At 45.1% G+C, this 18,924-nt stretch carries 12 protein-coding genes; 4 read left to right on the forward strand and 8 right to left on the reverse strand.

Going from position 1 to position 18,924, the window contains the following annotated elements:
- The 4 genes from HRQ85_RS15275 (at position 1) to HRQ85_RS15290 (ending at position 6,879) form a co-directional block, all read left to right on the forward strand.
- The gene (locus HRQ85_RS15275) at positions 1 to 885 is read left to right on the forward strand and encodes an N-acetylglucosamine kinase (RefSeq protein ID WP_172379977.1); all 885 of its coding nucleotides are present in this window, start codon (positions 1 to 3) and stop codon (positions 883 to 885) included.
- 12 nt (positions 886 to 897) lie between these two features.
- Positions 898 to 2,856: a beta-N-acetylhexosaminidase gene (locus HRQ85_RS15280; RefSeq protein WP_172379978.1), complete on the forward strand. Its 1,959-nt coding sequence runs from the start codon at positions 898 to 900 to the stop codon at positions 2,854 to 2,856.
- A 130-nt stretch (positions 2,857 to 2,986) separates the two neighbouring features.
- Positions 2,987 to 5,392 (forward strand): GH36-type glycosyl hydrolase domain-containing protein, encoded by a 2,406-nt coding sequence (locus HRQ85_RS15285; RefSeq protein WP_017066806.1) that lies wholly within the window; start codon positions 2,987 to 2,989, stop codon positions 5,390 to 5,392.
- 74 nt (positions 5,393 to 5,466) lie between these two features.
- A complete protein-coding gene (locus HRQ85_RS15290) occupies positions 5,467 to 6,879 on the forward strand; it encodes a phosphoglucomutase/phosphomannomutase family protein (protein ID WP_050620018.1) in 1,413 nt (470 codons plus the stop codon).
- Positions 6,880 to 7,029: 150 nt separating this feature from the next.
- Here HRQ85_RS15290 and HRQ85_RS15295 read toward each other — a convergent pair whose 3' ends face one another.
- The 8 genes from HRQ85_RS15295 to HRQ85_RS15330 form a co-directional block, all read right to left on the reverse strand.
- Positions 7,030 to 8,058 (reverse strand): ABC transporter ATP-binding protein, encoded by a 1,029-nt coding sequence (locus HRQ85_RS15295; protein ID WP_050647988.1) that lies wholly within the window; start codon positions 8,056 to 8,058, stop codon positions 7,030 to 7,032.
- Positions 8,058 to 9,683 (reverse strand): ABC transporter permease, encoded by a 1,626-nt coding sequence (locus HRQ85_RS15300; RefSeq protein WP_172379979.1) that lies wholly within the window; start codon positions 9,681 to 9,683, stop codon positions 8,058 to 8,060. Before HRQ85_RS15300 ends, HRQ85_RS15295 begins: the two co-directional genes overlap by 1 nt.
- A 244-nt stretch (positions 9,684 to 9,927) precedes the next feature.
- Positions 9,928 to 10,941 (reverse strand): Fe(3+) ABC transporter substrate-binding protein, encoded by a 1,014-nt coding sequence (locus HRQ85_RS15305; RefSeq protein WP_016790767.1) that lies wholly within the window; start codon positions 10,939 to 10,941, stop codon positions 9,928 to 9,930.
- Between the two features lie 295 nt (positions 10,942 to 11,236).
- Positions 11,237 to 12,466: an ammonium transporter gene (locus HRQ85_RS15310; protein WP_048605711.1), complete on the reverse strand. Its 1,230-nt coding sequence runs from the start codon at positions 12,464 to 12,466 to the stop codon at positions 11,237 to 11,239.
- A 27-nt stretch (positions 12,467 to 12,493) separates the two neighbouring features.
- On the reverse strand, positions 12,494 to 12,832 hold the full coding sequence (gene glnK, locus HRQ85_RS15315) for a P-II family nitrogen regulator (RefSeq protein WP_004738200.1): 339 nt from the start codon (positions 12,830 to 12,832) through the stop codon (positions 12,494 to 12,496).
- 239 nt (positions 12,833 to 13,071) lie between these two features.
- Complete coding sequence (locus HRQ85_RS15320) at positions 13,072 to 13,440, reverse strand: YacL family protein (protein WP_019824378.1); 369 nt, start codon at positions 13,438 to 13,440, stop codon at positions 13,072 to 13,074.
- 283 nt (positions 13,441 to 13,723) lie between these two features.
- Complete coding sequence (gene acnB, locus HRQ85_RS15325) at positions 13,724 to 16,312, reverse strand: bifunctional aconitate hydratase 2/2-methylisocitrate dehydratase (protein WP_172379980.1); 2,589 nt, start codon at positions 16,310 to 16,312, stop codon at positions 13,724 to 13,726.
- Between the two features lie 272 nt (positions 16,313 to 16,584).
- Positions 16,585 to 18,918, reverse strand: a complete 2,334-nt coding sequence (locus HRQ85_RS15330; protein ID WP_172379981.1) for a patatin-like phospholipase family protein — start codon at positions 18,916 to 18,918, stop codon at positions 16,585 to 16,587.
- Between the last annotated feature and the right edge of the window lie 6 nt (positions 18,919 to 18,924).

Here is an 18,924-nt window from a genome sequence, read left to right on the forward strand (position 1 = left end):
ATGACTCTTTACTACGTCGGTATTGATGGTGGTGGTACTTCTTGTCGTGCTCGTATTCGTGACGACCAAGGCAAATTGATTGGTGAAGCGAAAAGTGGCAGTGCCAACATCCTTTTGGGTGTTGATGTTGCGATGAGCTCAATTATTGATGCCATCACAAAAGCGGCACAAGAAGGGCAACTTAACTCTAACGATTTTTCAAATATGCATGTTGGCCTAGCACTGGCTGGTGCTGAGCAAAAATCAGCATGGTTCGACTTCATGTCACAACCGCACCCTTTCGCAAGCATGACACTAAATACCGACGCTTATGGCGCTTGCATTGGTGCTCACAATGGCCAAAACGGCGCAATCATGATTGGTGGTACGGGTTCTTGCGGTATCTACCTAAAAGACGGCGAGCAACATGTGGTTGGCGGTCGTGAATTTCCGATTTCAGATCAAGGCGGAGGCGCAGTGATGGGCCTTCGTTTGATTCAACAAGTCTTGCTTGCAGAAGACGGTATTCGCAGCAAAACCCCACTGACTCTACATGTGATGAATCACTTTAATAATGATGTGGATGCCATTGTCGAATGGTCAAAAGGCGCGATTCCAAAGGATTACGGTCAATTCTCACCAGTGATTTTTCAACTCGCTAACGAAGGTGACGAACTGGCTATCGATATGCTCAAGCAAACCGCGGCTGATATCGAAATGTTTGTCTTAGCACTGCATCGAAAAGGCGCTGACAAGGTGTGCTTAATGGGAAGTATCGCTGAGCGTATTCTCAACTGGCTATCACCACCAGTACAACAATGGATCGTAAAACCTCAATTCGACGCTATTGAAGGCGCATTGATGTTTGCCGGAAAACCACAACACAACTTGTATCAACAGGCTTAGCAGGGAAGTTATATGAATTATCGCATCGACTTAGCTGTTCTTTCTGAACAAAAAAATAACTGCCGATTTGGCCTTACGGTACATAACTTAAGTGACCTCGACGTAAAAGATTGGTCTCTGCACTTTGCATTTGATCGATTCATCCTTCCAGAGAGTTTATCGCAAGGAGAGCTGACTCAAGTTGGCAGCTTTTGCTCGTTCACACCAAGTTCGTCAGTGTTAAAGGCCAACAACCATTACTACCTTGAATTCAGTATTCAAAGCGCCCCATTCCGCTTCTATTCTGATGGCCTTAACGATGCCTTTATCCAGTCACATCATGATGGAGAAACATCGGTACTGCCTGTCGCGATATCACCCATTGTACTGGCTTCGCCATACCGTGAACGCAATCAAATACCCGAAGTTAACGCTGCTGAGGTTGCATTGATTCCTCAACCGAATCATATCGAACTTCAGCAAGGCAGTTTCGCGCTAAGTAGCTTCGCGCTAAATAACGACTGCAGAATTGAGGTTCAATCTCATCTTGCTGATAAGGCAGTATCTTGGTTCCAGCAAGAATTGCTCTCGACCTTTGAGTTGTCTCTTTCGAACGCGCTTTCAGCTGAACTTTCAAAAGACGAAAGCGGCGACATTCTATTTCGCAGCAACCCGACGCTAGATGAAGCCGAATACAAGCTGACCATCACTGCACAACAGATTATTGCTGAATCAGGCAGCCAGTCGGGCTTTACACACGCTGTGGCAAGCTTGATTCAATTAGTTCAACAACTGAATGCAAAGAACTTCTCTCTACCATGCTGCCAGATAGCCGATCAACCTCGCTTTAAGTACCGCGGCATGATGTTGGATTGCGCTCGTCACTTCCACTCAGTGGATCAAGTGAAGCGATTGATCAACCAACTAGCGCAGTACAAATTCAACGTTTTTCACTGGCACCTAACCGATGATGAAGGCTGGAGAATTGAGATCAAGAGCCTGCCTCAGCTAACAGAAATTGGCGCTTGGCGTGGCCCTGATCATGCACTAGAGCCGCAATATACCCACATTGCGGACAACTATGGCGGCTTCTACACACAACAACAGATTCGTGAAGTCATTGAATACGCTGAGCAACGCAGCATCACGGTGATCCCAGAGATCGACATTCCGGGACACTGTCGCGCCGCAATCAAATCACTGCCTGACATGCTGGTAGAGCAAGCTGATACCACTCAATACAAGAGCATTCAGCACTACAACGACAACGTCCTAAACCCAGGCTTGCCCGGCACTTACCAATTCTTAGATGCGGTTATTGAAGAAGTCGCAGAGCTGTTCCCGAGCGAATTGATTCACATGGGTGCAGACGAAGTGCCACCGGGCGTGTGGACCAACAGCCCTGCTGCTCAAGCATTGATGAAAGAACACCAGTACCAAGACAGCAAAGACCTACAAGGCCACCTATTCCGCTATGCCGAAAACAAACTCAAGCAACTCGGCAAACGCATGGTCGGCTGGGAAGAAGCACAGCACGGCGACAAGGTGAGCAAAGAGACCATCATCTACTCATGGCTCAGTGAAGAAGCGGCTGTCAATTGCGCTCGCCAAGGCTTTGATGTGGTGTTGCAACCTGCACAGTTTACCTATCTCGACATGACCCAAGATTATGCACCGGAAGAACCGGGCGTAGATTGGGCTGCCGTTATCCCATTAGAACAAGCTTATACCTACGAAGCACTTGCTGAGATATCCGACACCGACCCAATTCGTAAGCGGATCCGCGGAATTCAGTGTGCTCTATGGTGTGAGATCGTCACCAACCAAAAGCGTATGGATTACATGGTACTCCCAAGAATTAGCGCTTTAGCTGAAGGATGTTGGACACATAAAAACAACCGAAACTGGCTAGATTACCTATCTCGCCTAAAGGGGCATCTGCCATTACTCGACAGACTCAATGTTGATTATCGCAACCCTTGGAAAGCTTAATAAAACAAACCAAAGCGACACTCACATCGAGTGGTTGCTGACTCAAATTAAGGTGCTCAGTTAGATACGACTCAGCATCACTATTTAAAAATTAGCTGCATAGATGCAGTTTGTTAAAAAGGAAATGACAATGAAATACGGCTATTTCGATAACGACAATCGCGAATACGTCATCACTCGCCCTGATGTACCAGCACCTTGGACAAACTACCTAGGTACTGAAAAGTTTTGTACCGTGATTTCGCACAATGCGGGCGGTTACTCGTTCTACAATTCTCCGGAATACAACCGTGTTACTAAGTTCCGTCCAAACGGCACCTTTGACCGTCCAGGACACTATGTTTACCTGCGTGATGATGAGACGGGTGATTACTGGTCTATCTCTTGGCAACCAGTGGCAAAGAGCCTCGATGAAGCGAACTACGAAGTTCGTCACGGCCTGTCATACTCAAAATTCAAATGTGAATACAGCGGCATTACCGCAACCAAGACGCTATTCGTACCTAAGGGTGAAGATGCAGAAGTTTGGGACGTTGTACTAAAGAACAACACTGACAAGCCAAGAACCATCAGCACTTTCTCGTTTGTTGAGTTCTCTTTCAGCCATATTCAATCAGACAATCAAAACCATCAGATGTCTTTGTACTCTGCGGGCACGTCTTACCAAGAAGGTGTTCTGGAATACGACCTGTACTACAACACTAACGACTTTGAAGGCTTCTATTACCTAGCTTCAACTTTCTCACCAGACAGCTACGATGGCCAACGTGACAACTTCCTTGGTATGTACCGTGATGAAGCAAATCCAATTGCGGTTGAAAACGGTAAGTGTTCTAACAGCGCTCAAACTTGTTACAACCATTGTGGTTCTCTGCACAAGCAATTTACGATTCAACCCGGTGAAGAAGTTCGCTTTGCGTATGTACTCGGTATCGGTAAAGGCAACGGTGAACGCCTACGTGAGAAGTACCAAGACACAGCAAACGTAGATGCCGCTTTCCAAGGCATCAAAGATCACTGGGACGAGCGTTGCAACAAATTCCAAGTTAAGTCGCCAAACGAAGGCTTAGACACAATGATCAACACGTGGACGCTATACCAAGCGGAAACCTGTGTGGTTTGGTCACGCTTTGCATCATTCATCGAAGTTGGCGGTCGTACTGGTCTTGGTTACCGTGATACGGCGCAAGATGCTATTTCAGTACCTCATGCTAACCCACAAATGACCAAGAAGCGCATTATCGACCTGCTTCGCGGCCAAGTGAAAGCTGGCTACGGTCTACACTTGTTCGATCCAGACTGGTTCGATCCAGAGAAAGCCGACGTTGAGCCATCAAAATCACCAACGGTTGTTCCAACACCGTCAGATGACGACAAGATCCACGGCATTGAAGACACATGTTCTGATGACCACCTATGGATCGTTCCGACCATCATCAAATACGTAATGGAAACCGGTGAACACGACTTCTTCGATGAAGTGATTCCATACGCAGACGGTGGCGAGGCGACAGTTTACGAACACATGAAAGCGGCACTGAACTTCTCTGCTGAATACGTGGGTCAAACGGGTATCTGTAAAGGTCTTCGAGCTGACTGGAATGACTGTTTGAACCTAGGTGGCGGTGAATCTTCAATGGTTTCATTCCTACACTTCTGGGCGCTACAAGAATTCCTAGATCTTGCTAAGTTCCGTAATAACGATGCTGACGTTGCGAAATATACTGAAATGGCTGCTAACGTTCGCGAAGCATGTGAAACGCATCTTTGGGATGACGAGGGTGGTTGGTACATCCGTGGTCTGACTAAAAATGGCGACAAGATCGGTACCGCTCAACAAGCTGAAGGTCGTGTGCACCTTGAGTCAAACACGCTCGCGGTTCTATCTGGTGCTGTTTCTCAAGAACGCGGTGAGAAAGCGATGGACGCTGTTGATGAGAACCTTTTCTCAGAATACGGCCTACACCTAAACTCTCCTTCATTTGCAACACCAAACGATGATATCGGTTTCGTAACTCGCGTTTACCAAGGCGTAAAAGAGAACGGCGCAATCTTCTCTCACCCTAACCCATGGGCTTGGGTGGCAGAAGCGAAACTAGGTCGTGGTGACCGCGCGATGAAGTTCTACGACGCACTGAACCCTTACAACCAAAACGACATGATTGAAACGCGTTACGCAGAACCATACTCGTACGTGCAGTTCATCATGGGTAAAGATCACCAAGACCACGGCCGTGCAAACCACCCTTGGTTAACCGGTACCTCTGGTTGGGCTTACTTCGCGGTAACCAACTTCATTCTTGGTGTTCGTACAGGCTTTGAAGGCTTAACGGTTGATCCTTGTATCCCGACTGATTGGCCAGAGTTCGAGGTTACTCGTCAATGGCGTGGCGCGACTTACAACATCACAGTGCAAAACCCGAATGCAGTAAGCAAAGGCGTTGCCTCTATCACTATCAATGGTGAATCAGTTGAAGGCGCAATCCCAGTACAAGCAGAAGGCAGCGTGAACGATGTTGTCGTTGTTCTAGGCTAGTCACGCAATTTAACGAACAGCTCTTGTCTCAAGTCTTTACGGGCTTGAGACAATGAGACTAAAAGGATTTTCTAATGATTAAATTTGGTACAGGTGGCTGGCGCGCTTTCATTGGTGAAGAGTTCACTAGAGAAAACGTCCGTTTGGTAGCACAAGCGCTCGCAAACATCATTAACAACGAAGATGCAGCCAAGAATGGGTTTGTGATCGGCTATGACCGTCGCTTCCTTTCCGATAAAGCCGCATGTTGGTTTGCAGAAGTACTTGCGGCGAACAACATCAAAGTGAGCTTCATCGATAAGTTCGTTCCAACTCCTATCGTGATGTTCCAAGCGAAAGAGATGGGATGCACCTACTCGGCGTGTATTACCGCTTCTCACAACCCCGCTGATTACAATGGTATTAAGGTGTTCATTGAAGGCGGCCGAGATGCCGATGAGATCATCACAGAGAAGATCGAACAGCAAATCGCAACACTGACCAACGAAGATGTTATCCGAGTCGATTTCGAACAAGCATTAAACGACAAAGAAATCGAGATCATCAACCCGATGAACGACTTTGTTGATTCAATCATCAACTTCATCGATATCGATTCGATCAAGAAAGCTAACCTACGTGTACTGATTGATCCAATGTTTGGCGTGGCAAAAAATGCTCTGCAAACCGTGCTGATTAACGGTCGTTGTGATGTCGACGTCATCAACGATGGCAAAAACCCAGATTTTGGTGGCTTGATGCCATCGCCAAATGCTGCAACGCTCTATCGCTTGAAGCACTTAGTTGCAGCAGAAGGCTATGACATTGGTATTGGTACTGATGGCGATGCCGACCGTTTGGGAATCATCGATGAGAAAGGTCACTTCATTCACCCTAACGAAGTACTACTCCTGCTTTACTACTACTTGCTGGAATACAAAGGCTGGAAGGGCTCTGTCGTTCGTAACATCGCAACCACACACCTATTGGATAAAGTGGCGGCAGATCATGGTGAGAAGAGCTTTGAGGTTCCTGTAGGCTTTAAGCATATCAGCTCGCAAATGGAGGCTGATGACTCTCTGATTGGCGGCGAAAGTTCAGGTGGTTTAACTATTCGTGGTCACATCAAAGGTAAGGATGGCGTATTTGCTTCAAGCTTACTGGTTGAGATGATCAGTGTGACAGGCAAGAAGCTGTCTGAATTACTTGATGAGATTTACTCTAAATATGGCTATGCCTACACCGCAGAAGGCGATTGTAAGTTTAAACCTTCAGAGAAAGAAGCGCTCTACACTAAGATCTACGTCGAGAAGCAACTGCCTGAATTTGAATACGAAATTGAAAAAGTCAGCTATGAAGATGGTGCCAAGGTGTACTTCAAGAATGGCGGCTGGGTAATTGCTCGCTTCTCAGGAACAGAGCCGTTACTACGAATCTTCGCAGAAATGGAAGATAAAGACACTGCAGAACGTGTTCTTCAAAAAGTGAAAGACTTCCTCTCTCTATAGGCTTATAGAGTGCAGCAGTTTTGTATGGGACTTAACAAATCACTGCCTTGTTAAAGCCTATAAGTGAAGAACTCTTGCCCAGTACTTTGTTTAAAGTGCTGGGCTTTTTTATCGCGATTCTTGTAACGATTACTATCGCGTTATATCTCTTTAAAAAGCTAATACGCCTTTGGTATCGACTTTTACGTTGACCGGCATACCCACTTCAAGTGCTTCTGACGAGGTTGCTAATAACTTCTGACCATGTGCTTCGATTACATAACGACAGTGATCGCCCATAAATTGCTGCTCGAGCACTGAAATAGCACTATCTTGCTCGTAACTTGCTTGTATATGCTGGGGTCTTAGCAGAAGCTCACATGTATTGCCGAACTCAATCTCCGTTTGCGGTTTGGCTTCAACCATACCCAAACTGGTTTCAAATTCATGCTCTGAAATACGCTGTGCATTGAGATAGCTACCGCCGCCCAAAAAGTCTGCAACGAACTTACTCGAAGGATGGAAATACAACTCAGATGCCGAACCATACTGTTCAATCACACCGTGGTTCATTACTGCCATCTTATCTGCAAACGCGAACGCTTCTTCACGGCTGTGAGTTACGAAGATAGCTGTAACACCCTGCTTCTTAAAGATCTTACGAATCTGAGAAATTAGCTCATGACGAACCTGAGTATCGATGTTTGAGAATGGTTCATCCAATAACAATAAGTCTGGCTTGTAAGCTAAAGAACGAGCAATCGCGACACGTTGCTGTTGTCCACCTGAAAGTTGGTGTGGGTAGCGGTCACCGTACTCATCTAAGTGAACCAGCTCCAGCATCTCTTGAACCTTCTCTTTCTTTTGCTGCTCAGAAAGGTCTTTCAAGCCAAAGCCGACATTCTGGTTTACCGTCAGGTGCGGAAACAGGGCGTAATCTTGGAAAATCATACCAATGTTACGCTGCTCTGGTGGCAACCAATTCTCGCCATCATCAATGGTTTGACAGTTCAAACTCATCACACCGCTACTTAATGGAAGTAAGCCCGCAATCGCCTTCAGTAAGGTCGTTTTACCGCAGCCACTCGCACCAAGAAGACAAACAATTTCACCATGCTCAACTTCTAACGAGAGCGCTTCCAAAATGGTTTGCGACTCATACTTACAAGTCAGATCTTTAATTGATAATGCACAACTCATTAGTTTTTCTGCTCCAAGGAACGGTTTACGATGATCAGAGGAATTAAACCCACCAACACCAATAATACAGCAGGCATCGCCGCCAACTCTAGGTGCTCATCTGAGGCATAGTTATAAACATAAGTCGCCAATGTTTCGAAGTTGAAAGGACGCAGCAGCAATGCCGCATTCAACTCTTTCATTGATTCGATAAACACCAGTAAACCAGCGATCAATGCGCCACGTTTAATCAAAGGTAAATGAACACGGCGTAACATCTGATTGGTATTGCAACCCATGGTTTTTGAGGCCATATCCAATGAAGGGGATACTTTACTCAAGCTGCTTTCAATACTGCCAATTGCCACTGCAGAGAAACGTACGACCATGGCAAAAATTAGCGCGAACATGGAGCCAGAGAAGATCAAACCAGGTCGCCCCCACTCCATCACTTTCGCAATGTCATTGACCAAGTGATCCATGAACAAAACAGGTACCATCACCCCAATCGCTAACACGGTGCCAGGAACGGCATAACCCATCGAAGCGAGACGCATATAAGCCTGATTTTTCTTACTAGGACTAACGCGTTGGTTAAAGTTAACAATCATCGCGATAACCACGCCAATAATCGCAGCAGCTACCGAAACGTAAAGACTGTTGATGGCATACTCTCTGAATTCAGGGGTCCAGCTTTGAGCAAAATATTTGTAGGCGTAAATAATGAGCTGGCCAAGAGGGAATAAGAACGCAACGCAAACTAATCCCCAGCACCAGAATAGTGCCAGCCATTTTTTCCAACCAGAAAGGTCGTAACGAAAATCTTCGCGGCTGCTGAACTGATTCTGGAATAGCTTCTGCTTACGCCGACTGTATCGCTCTGAGCTCAACAGTAGGATCACGATAACCAACATGATTGCCGATATTTTCGCTGCTGCCGTTAAGCTTGAGTAGCCAAGCCAAGTATCATAAACCGCAGTCGTTAAAGTATTTACCGCAAAGTAACTCACGGTACCAAAATCACCGATGGTTTCCATTGCAACAAGCGATAAACCGACCGCCATTGATGGACGAACAAGTGGTAAAGAGATACGACGGAAGCTTTCCCAAGGTGAGCATTTAAGCAAACGAGCGGATTGCAATAAGGAGACGTTTTGCTCCATAAATGCCGCGCGGCACAGCAAATATACATAAGGATAGAGAACGAGAGACAGAACAATAATAGCGCCGGATAAGGTTCTAATATCAGGGAACCAATACTCTCCAGGTCCCCACCCAGTAAGATCTCGCAGTAAAACCTGAACAGGACCAGCAAAGTCGAACCAATCGGTAAAGATATAGCCAACAATATAGCCTGGCATTGCTAATGGCAGGACGAGTGCCCACTGCAAAACACGCTCTCCCGGAACACGGCACATTGCCATAACCCAAGCCGACGGAATACCAAAAACTAAAGACAGGAACATGGTTCCTATGACTAAAACCACCGTATTGTAGGCATAGGTAGGCATCACTGTGGACATCAGATGAGAAAATAGCTCATCCGTTTCTCCAACAGCCGTCGTAAAAATCGCTAAGATCGGTAAAACCAGTAATACAGCAATAATGCTGCTACTGGTGATCCATAAATAATTCTTTTCTTTCATCGCCTAACTACAACGAGGCTTAATGAAACACAAATGCATTTGCAAATACATCTCATATCCTTTTAATGGTGGGGTTATTTATACCCATATACTCTAATGACTTCAAGGTGAGATGCTAATAACTCAAGGGATCAACGGGGTGCTTTGTATCAAAAAGTGATTTTCCAATAACAAACAACCCCAAGTAGCCAAAATGGCGACTTGAGGTTGTCATTTTACTTAGGCCGAAGCCTACCGTAATAAATTATAGATCGAACTTAACTTCGTCTAATAGCTTGATTGCAGCCGCGTGGTGGTTTGCAATTTCATCTAGAGAAATAGTATCCGCTTTGAACTCGCCCCATGAAGCAACAAGCTCAGAAGGTTTAACGTCTGCTTTCACTGGGTATTCGTAGTTCACTTCTGCGTACATGCTTTGTGCTGTGTTACCAGATAGGAATTCCATCAGCTTAACGGCATTCTCTTCATTTGGAGAGTATTTAGCCATTGCCATACCAGAGATGTTTACGTGAGTACCCGTTGTTTCTTGGTTAGGGAAGTTAATGTAAACAGAGTCAGCCCAAGCTTTTTGCTCTTTATCATTAACCATCTTACCTAGGTAGTAGCTGTTACCAAGAGCAACATCACATAGACCTTCTTTAATCGCTTTAACTTGCGCGCGGTCGTTACCTTGAGGCTTACGTGCTAGGTTTGCTTTTACGCCTTCTAGCCATTCTTTCGTTTCAGCTTCACCTTTGTGAGCAATCATCGAAGATACTAGAGAAACATTGTATGGGTGCTTACCGCTACGAGTACAGATTTTGCCTTTAAATTCAGGCTTAGTTAGATCTTCGTAAGTGAACTCTTCACCTAGACGACCAACACGGTCACGTGAAGAATAAACGCTACGTGTACGAGTTGTTAGAGCGAACCATTCGTTATCTGTATCTTGGTATTGAGCAGGGATGTTCTTTTCAAGTACATCGCTCTCTACAGATTGAACTAGACCTTGTTTAGTTAGTTCAGATAGACGGCTGATATCTACAGTTAAGACAACGTCAGCTGGGCTGTATTCACCCTCTTGAGCTAACTTCTCTGCTAAACCTTTTTTAGCAAACTTAACGTTTACTTTAATGCCAGTCTCTTTTGTGAACTCTTTGAACATTGGCTCAACAAGGAAAGGTTGACGGTAAGAGTATACGTTTACTTCTTCCGCAGCCATTGCTGTCGGGGCAATTACACCACACGCTAGAGCTGAAAGTGTTAGCAGTTTCTTCATTGTAAAATCCTTTATATCGAAATGATAATGTCTATCAGTTGCGTTATTATATTCATCATTAACATAATTACAATGACGACCAACAAAAAATCCGTCTACTCAGACCATTTAAACTCTCACTTTTGTAACAAACCATTTCAACTTTGTGTCTTGTCATCCCCCTTAAACAATAAGCCTAACTTCAACGTTCGTGTTTATATATTGTGCAACCGTAAATACAAGAAAGCCCCGCAACAAGAGTTACGGGGCTTTCTTTGTCTAACCTACCCAATTCAGATTAGGCGACGACTGTTGATTATTTTACTGATACAAACTCAGGGTAAGCGCCGACACCACAATCGTGCATGTCCATACCTTCAAGTTCTTCATCTTCCGTTACTCGGATACCGATTGTTGCTTTAAGCACTGCCCATACCGCTAAGCTAGCACCGAATACCCATGCAAAGATTACTGCTGCACCTAATAGTTGAGCACCAAACGTTGCATCAGCGTTGCTTAGTGGCACAGCCATTAGACCGAAGAAACCACATACACCGTGTACAGAGATAGCACCTACTGGATCATCAATCTTAGCTTTGTCTAGAGCGATGATGCTGAATACAACCAATGCACCAGATACCGAACCAATAGCTACAGCAAATAGAGGTGATGGTGATAGAGGGTCTGCAGTGATTGCTACTAGGCCCGCTAACGCGCCGTTAAGAATCATTGTTAGGTCTGCTTTACCCCAAGTTGTTTTACATACTAGTAGTGCTGCGATTGCACCTGCTGCTGCTGCTGCGTTGGTGTTAAGGAAGATTTGACCTACTGCTGTTGCGTTCTCAAAATCCGAAACCATCAGTTGAGAACCGCCGTTGAAACCGAACCAACCAAACCAAAGGATAAATGTACCTAGCGTTGCAAGTGGCATGTTTGAACCAGGAATCGGGTAGATTTCACCGTTCTTACCGTATTTACCTTTACGAGCACCGAGTAGTAAAACACCAGCCAACGCTGCTGCTGCACCAGCCATGTGTACGATACCTGAACCTGCGAAGTCACTGAAACCCGCTTCTGATAGGAAACCACCGCCCCAAGTCCAGTAACCTTCAACTGGGTAAATAAACGCTGTTAGCACTACAGAGAAGATTAGGAATGACCAAAGCTTCATACGCTCAGCAACCGCACCAGATACTACAGACATTGCTGTTGCAACGAAGACTACCTGGAAGAAGAAGTCTGATTCTAGAGAGTGGTCTGCGCCTTCACCTTGTGTACCAATTAGAGTACCAAATGATGGCAACCAACCGCCTTCACCGTTGTCGACATACATGATGTTGTAACCAACCACTAAGAAAGCAGTACAAGCAATTGCGTACAAACAGATGTTCTTAGTTAAAATTTCTGTGGTGTTCTTTGAACGAACTAGGCCAGCTTCTAACATCGCGAAGCCTGCTGCCATCCACATTACCAACGCACCTGAAATGAGGAAGAAAAAAGTGTCTAGTGCGTAACGTAGTTCCGTTACTGTTGTTGTAAGTTCCATATTAAAGTCTCCAGTCCTTGTAATTCTTTAAAGTGCTTCAGCATCCATTTCACCAGTACGAATTCGTACGGCTTGGCTTAGGTCATACACAAAAATTTTGCCGTCGCCGATTTTTCCTGTGTGTGCCGCTTGGCTAATCGCTTCAACAACTCGGTCAACATTTTCAGCTTGGGTAGCAATCTCTAGCTTCACCTTTGGTAGGAAATCCACTTGGTACTCTGCACCACGATACAATTCAGTGTGTCCCTTCTGACGACCAAAGCCTTTCACTTCAGAAACAGTCATACCTTCAATACCCACATCAGAGAGCGCTTCGCGTACATCGTCTAATTTGAATGGCTTAACAATGGCATTTATTAATTTCATATTCGTTCCTTAAATTCTTACTTAATCCGTTAATTCTCTTATTACAATCCAAGTAGCGTGCCAAAAAGTTAAGTGATTGATTTTAAATGATATAAAGATAATAAGGTCGTAATAACGAAAAAGGCCGCACCAATATGGTGCGGCCTTTTCACTATCTTAATGCGTAATGCTCTTATTGCTCCAGTTTTGGGCAACGGAGCCTTCAAAGCTCTGAGTGACTAACAAATAGGTATTAGAGACTAGTAACCTAAAAAATCCATCCAGCGTTCGATGAGCAGTTCGAAATCATCGATTCCGCAGCTTGCTTGGCTTTCACAGTTATAGAAGTCGAATTCACTGCCCTCTTCCATCTCTTGCTCATGCGCTAACACGTTTTCTTGAATCGTTACTTCATCTTCATTGATCGCAAGGCTAATCTCTTTGCCAAGCAGCGTCACTTCATTACTCAGATCCTGTCGAGATTGCTCAATCAACGCCATCACATGATCTAATTTCTGCTTATCTTTACCGATCTCTTCTTGAAGCCAACGGCCAACAATCTCATGGCCCATGCTGCATTTCACATAGTATTCACCCATTAGAGTGTTTCTAGTAAATTCGAATTCCATAAGGCTCCAAAGCTCTAATAAAAAGAGACTCAATAAAAGGGTTGTGGCAAAAATGAGGCGAGAGTATATAGCGAAGTCATCAAGAGATCGAGTCGCTCGTCGTCCAGAATTCAGACATAAAAAAACGCCTACCGAAGTAGACGTTCTATCATTTGGGTTCCTCTAAATAGTTGGAGTTGCAGTTAGGCGACAAGTACGTTCATCCCTATGAGCATAGAAGCTCTATGTGATTAGGGTGAACGTACGCAGTCAACAACGCTGCAGCTACAAATATAACGAGGTACTAAGCTGGTTCTTGGAAGATAACAGTGTCTGCTTTTTCCGTGTACTGACCCATTTTATGGAAGTTCAGGTAACGGTATGTATCAGCAGCCGTTGCATTAATCTTCTCAGCGTACTCTAAGTACTCTTTTTTCGTTGGGATGCGACCTAGAATCGCACCAACAGCAGAAAGCTCAGCAGAAGCCAGATAAACGTTCGCGCCATTACCTAAGCGGTTCGGGAAGTTACGCGTTGACGTCGACATAACCGTCGAAGCATCAGCAACACGAGCTTGGTTACCCATACATAGTGAACAACCAGGAGTTTCGATACGTACCCCAGCACGACCGAAGATGCCGTAGTAGCCTTCTTCTGTCAGTTGGTCTTTATCCATCTTCGTTGGCGGAGCCACCCATAGGCGAGTATTTAGCGAGCCGTTAAACTCTTCTAACATCTTACCTGCAGCACGGAAGTGACCGATGTTGGTCATACAAGAACCGATGAACACTTCTTGAATCTCAGTGCCTTGAACGTCAGAAAGAAGACGAGCATCATCTGGATCGTTTGGTGCACATAGGATAGGTTGATCGATGTCAGCAAGATCAATCTCGATAACATGCGCGTATTCCGCATCTGAATCAGCAGATAGCAACTCAGGGTTCGCTAACCACTCTTCCATTGCTGTGATACGACGCTCAATCGTACGAACATCACCGTAACCTTCAGCAATCATCCACTTAAGCATAACGATATTCGAGTTCAGGTACTCATCGATAGACTCTTGAGATAGCTTAACCGTACAACCTGCAGCAGAACGCTCAGCAGATGCATCAGAAAGCTCAAATGCTTGCTCAACAGATAAGTGCTCAACACCTTCAATTTCTAGTACACGACCAGAGAATTCGTTGATCTTACCGGCTTTCTCTACCGTTAGTAGGCCTTGCTTGATGCCGTAAAGAGGAATGGCATGTACTAGGTCACGTAGCGTGATACCCGGTTGCATTTCACCTTTAAAGCGAACCAAGATAGATTCAGGCATATCAAGAGGCATAACGCCTGTTGCTGCAGCAAATGCTACCAAGCCAGAACCCGCAGGGAATGAAATACCTAGAGGGAAACGAGTATGCGAGTCACCACCTGTACCTACAGTATCAGGAAGAAGCATACGGTTTAGCCATGAGTGGATAACGCCATCACCCGGACGAAGTGAAACACCCGCACGGTTCATGATGAAATCAGGTAGCGTATGGTGAGTGTTTACATCGACTGGTTTAGGGTATGCCGATGTATGACAGAAAGATTGCATTACAAGGTCTGCAGAGAAACCAAGACACGCCAGATCTTTAAGCTCATCGCGAGTCATAGGACCGGTCGTATCTTGAGAACCGACTGTCGTCATTTTAGGTTCACAGTACTGACCAGCACGCACACCTTCAACGCCGCATGCTTTACCAACCATCTTCTGAGCTAGCGTGTAGCCTTTATCAGATGCAGATGGGTCGATTGGTTTAGCAAACAGATCCGTTTCTTCTAGACCTAGAGCGTCACGAGCACGACCCGTTAGACCACGACCGATGATCAGTGGAATACGGCCACCAGCACGCACTTCATCAAGAAGTACTTTGCTTAGCTCAAAGTTTGAAATCACAGAACCGTTCTTGTGAACAACACCTTCGTACGGGTAGATATCAATGATATCGCCCATGTTCATATCTTGTACGTTCAGTTCAATGGGTAGTGCGCCTGAATCTTCCATCGTGTTGTAGAAGATTGGTGCAATTTTACCACCAAGACAAACACCGCCAGTACGCTTATTTGGTACGAATGGGATATCTTCACCCATAAACCAAAGTACTGAGTTTGTTGCCGATTTACGTGAAGAACCTGTACCAACAACATCACCAACGTAAGCCAGTGGAATGCCATCTTTTTGCATTTCTTCAATTTGTTTGATTGGACCAACGCTACCCTGTTCATCTGGAGTAATGCCATCACGTTCCATCTTCAGCATCGCTTTCGCGTGTACTGGGATGTCAGGACGTGACCATGCATCAGGCGCTGGAGATAGGTCATCGGTGTTCGTTTCACCGGTAACTTTAAATACTTTAACGGTGATCTTTTCCGCTACTTTGTTTTTCGCTGTAAACCATTCAGCATCAGCCCAAGATTGAAGCACTTGTTGTGCAGATGCATTGCCAGCTTTCGCTTTCTCTTCTACGTCATAGAACGCATCGAACATCAGTAGAGTATGAGATAGAGCTTTAACAGCGATTGGAGCAAGCTCAGCATCGTCTAGTAGAGATACTAGAGATTCGATGTTGTAGCCGCCTTGCATGGTACCAAGCAATTCTGCAGCTTTTGCTTTGCTTACTAGTGGAGAAGCTACTTCACCTTTAGTGATAGCCGTAAGGAAGCCAGCTTTTACGTAAGCGGCTTCATCTACACCCGGTGGAATGCGATTTTCTAGTAGGTCAAGAATGATTTCTTCTTCACCTTGAGGTGGATTCTTCAGAAGTTCAACTAGGCCAGCTACCTGCTCAGCATCTAGTGGTTTTGGAACAACTCCTTCGGCAGCACGTTCTTCGACGTGTTTACGGTAGGCTTCAAGCACGACTTTTTTCCTCTCATTGCGGTTCACTTCTTCCCTTCATAATTGTTAGTAAAATAAAGAAGTGAACATCCTTGGAAACTTGGCTCTCCATTGCCATTTTTGTCATTCAATTTGTATTGATGAGCGGCGTCATAGAGGCCAAACTGTGGGCGGTAGAATAGCAAATTTAACGTTAAATTAAAATCTTATCATTTTGACCAACATAGCAAGTTAAGACGAAAGTCCCACTATTTTTGCCTAATTACGCACTTAAATGGCGACTCTGCGCATGATTATTTGTAGGACGTACCTACAATCAGATACACCGAATCGAAATTATCTTCGGTTCGGCCATAAGCTAAAATGATCGGCCCGATTGGTGAATCGACACCTGCGAAAACAGAACCCGCGGTGTACATTGGCGCTTCATCAATACTCAAATCATTGTTCGACCAAACACCACCATGCTCAATGGATGCACCCACGTAGAATGGTGATTCAAAGAGGCCGAAGTCATTTTCAAACCACTTATAACGATAAATAAGGCTGGTGTAGGCCAAGTTCTGACCAATCATACTGTTCCTTGGAATACCTGATAGGTTTAAGAAGCCACCAAGCTCTTTGGGATCAATAGGGAAAATCGAATTTTTGCTCTCTACAATACCGTAATCGAGCTTTGCGACTAAAGTATGCTTCTCGATACTCTTTGCTGCCATTAAATTAGCCGAAAACTCATAAACCGTATCGCTCTCAGACGTCAACTCTGTTTCGTTAATCGAGCTATCATTCTGAAAGTCATCATGAGAAACAAGGTATTCTAAATCAACAAAATAACCTTCAGTTGGCAAGCTGAAGTTATCCAAAGTATCCAATCGATAATTGATAAATCCACCAATACGCGTGTAACCACCATTACCTAACGAAGGTAAAGAAGCCACCTCAACATCCCCATCAGTATAACGAACACCAAACTTCAGCTCTTGCCATAAGGTAGGTTGATAGCCTAACGCTAATTCACCGACATACTCGCTATAGGTCATTGGAAAGTAGTCTTTCGTTACGTCCAGTGTCGGCTCTTCAATATCGTCAATATCTACCGGTAGATTTCTGTTTTCCTTGCTATAAACAACCGATGCAGAAGTGAACAATTTTTGACTCGAAAAAAATGGCGAATAGAGTTCCGCCTCAATTCGTTTATCCGTTCCCATCTCGATATTGGTTCTTAGCTCTGCACCGTGCGAGTTGATATCGGTAAAGTTGGCTGAAACACCGATCGAGTACTGACTGGTAGTGGAGAAATCATCTTCAAGAAAGAATCGAAAGTTGAGGTAGTTTGGCCCCCAAGATTTTTCGTTCACATCGACCTGCAGTTGCTCCTCGCCATCTACAGTGTCAAATTCATAAGTCACCAACTCGAATCTATCTAGCGCATAGAGGTCTTGTACTTTAGATTCAATTTCACTGGTCTTCAGAACCTCACCTGAATCAAGGTTTAAACGGTTTTCGATCAGCTTATCGGAATAGTGGGTATTGTTATTGATGACAACTCGGTCAACGACGGTCTGATCGCCGTGTTTCAGCTGTCTGCGCGCTTTTTGTTTGTCCTCGATATAATGCTGATAATCGGCATTTGAGAGCGATAGCTTAGAAAGTTCATCAGTATGCTGCTTAGCAGATTCATAACCCGCGAGGAAAGCCGATGGCATTTTATCAAATTCTGTCGTCTCCATTTCCCCAACATCTGGGCGCAGGAAGACATCATCGTCTGTGAGTGTTTCAGCTTGCTCTTGGGTGCTGCGTTGAACAAGATAATTAGAGAGTTGGTCAGCTGCGGCTAGAAAATTCGTGAAATCATCTTTGCCTTTGTAGTTGGTACTGATATCCACCGCAATGACGATGTCTGCACCCATCGCTCTGGCTAGGTCGACGGGCATATTATTGGTGACACCACCATCAACCAGCATTCGACCATCTAGCTCATAAGGGGGAAGCGCTCCGGGAACTGACATACTGGCCATCATGGCATCAACAAGGTGACCATGGTCGATGACCACCTCTTCAAGTTCGATAATGTCGGTTGCGACGGAACGGTATGGAATCGCAAGATGGTCGAAAGAATCGAATGAGGATAGATTACCTGTGGTCTCACGCAGAATACGTAACATATTCTGGCCTTGCACCACCCCTTTCCTTGCTTTGATTTCGCCCCAACCTAAGCCGAGATCGGTGTTCAGTTGGTAGCGGTCTTCATATTCTTTGTCACGTACACGGCGATCACTACGGTTAACGCGATCACGATAACCGCGATTCCAATCGACCGTATAAATAAAGCTCTCGATCTCGTCTGCGCTCATCCCTGTCGCATAAAGACCACCAACGTATGAGCCCATACTGGTACCGGTAATATAATCAACCGGGATTTGCATCTCTTCTAGAGCTTTAAGCACACCAATGTGAGCTGCACCTTTTGCCCCACCACCAGCAAGAACGACAGCAACGGTTGGTCTTTTATGAGCTTGTTCAGCCTGCTGAGATTGATCAATCTGTGTCGCGGTGGATGCAAACAGCTGAAAACTGATCACAGTACCGACAACACCTAAGCCACTCACTAACCAACGAGAAATCATTATTTT

This window comes from Vibrio sp. Vb339 (genome assembly GCF_902751245.1).
In the GTDB taxonomy this organism is placed as follows: Bacteria; Pseudomonadota; Gammaproteobacteria; order Enterobacterales; family Vibrionaceae; genus Vibrio; species Vibrio coralliirubri.

Coding starts and splice junctions, on each gene's coding strand:
- HRQ85_RS15285 (WP_017066806.1), top strand. CDS start 2,987: ATGAAATACGGCTATTTCGATAACGACAATCGCGAATACGTCATCACT.
- HRQ85_RS15290 (WP_050620018.1), top strand. CDS start 5,467: ATGATTAAATTTGGTACAGGTGGCTGGCGCGCTTTCATTGGTGAAGAG.
- HRQ85_RS15295 (WP_050647988.1), bottom strand. CDS start 8,058: ATGAGTTGTGCATTATCAATTAAAGATCTGACTTGTAAGTATGAGTCG.
- HRQ85_RS15310 (WP_048605711.1), bottom strand. CDS start 12,466: ATGGAACTTACAACAACAGTAACGGAACTACGTTACGCACTAGACACT.
- HRQ85_RS15305 (WP_016790767.1), bottom strand. CDS start 10,941: ATGAAGAAACTGCTAACACTTTCAGCTCTAGCGTGTGGTGTAATTGCC.
- glnK (WP_004738200.1), bottom strand. CDS start 12,832: ATGAAATTAATAAATGCCATTGTTAAGCCATTCAAATTAGACGATGTA.
- HRQ85_RS15320 (WP_019824378.1), bottom strand. CDS start 13,440: ATGGAATTCGAATTTACTAGAAACACTCTAATGGGTGAATACTATGTG.
- HRQ85_RS15280 (WP_172379978.1), top strand. CDS start 898: ATGAATTATCGCATCGACTTAGCTGTTCTTTCTGAACAAAAAAATAAC.
- HRQ85_RS15330 (WP_172379981.1), bottom strand. CDS start 18,918: ATGATTTCTCGTTGGTTAGTGAGTGGCTTAGGTGTTGTCGGTACTGTG.
- HRQ85_RS15300 (WP_172379979.1), bottom strand. CDS start 9,683: ATGAAAGAAAAGAATTATTTATGGATCACCAGTAGCAGCATTATTGCT.
- HRQ85_RS15275 (WP_172379977.1), top strand. CDS start 1: ATGACTCTTTACTACGTCGGTATTGATGGTGGTGGTACTTCTTGTCGT.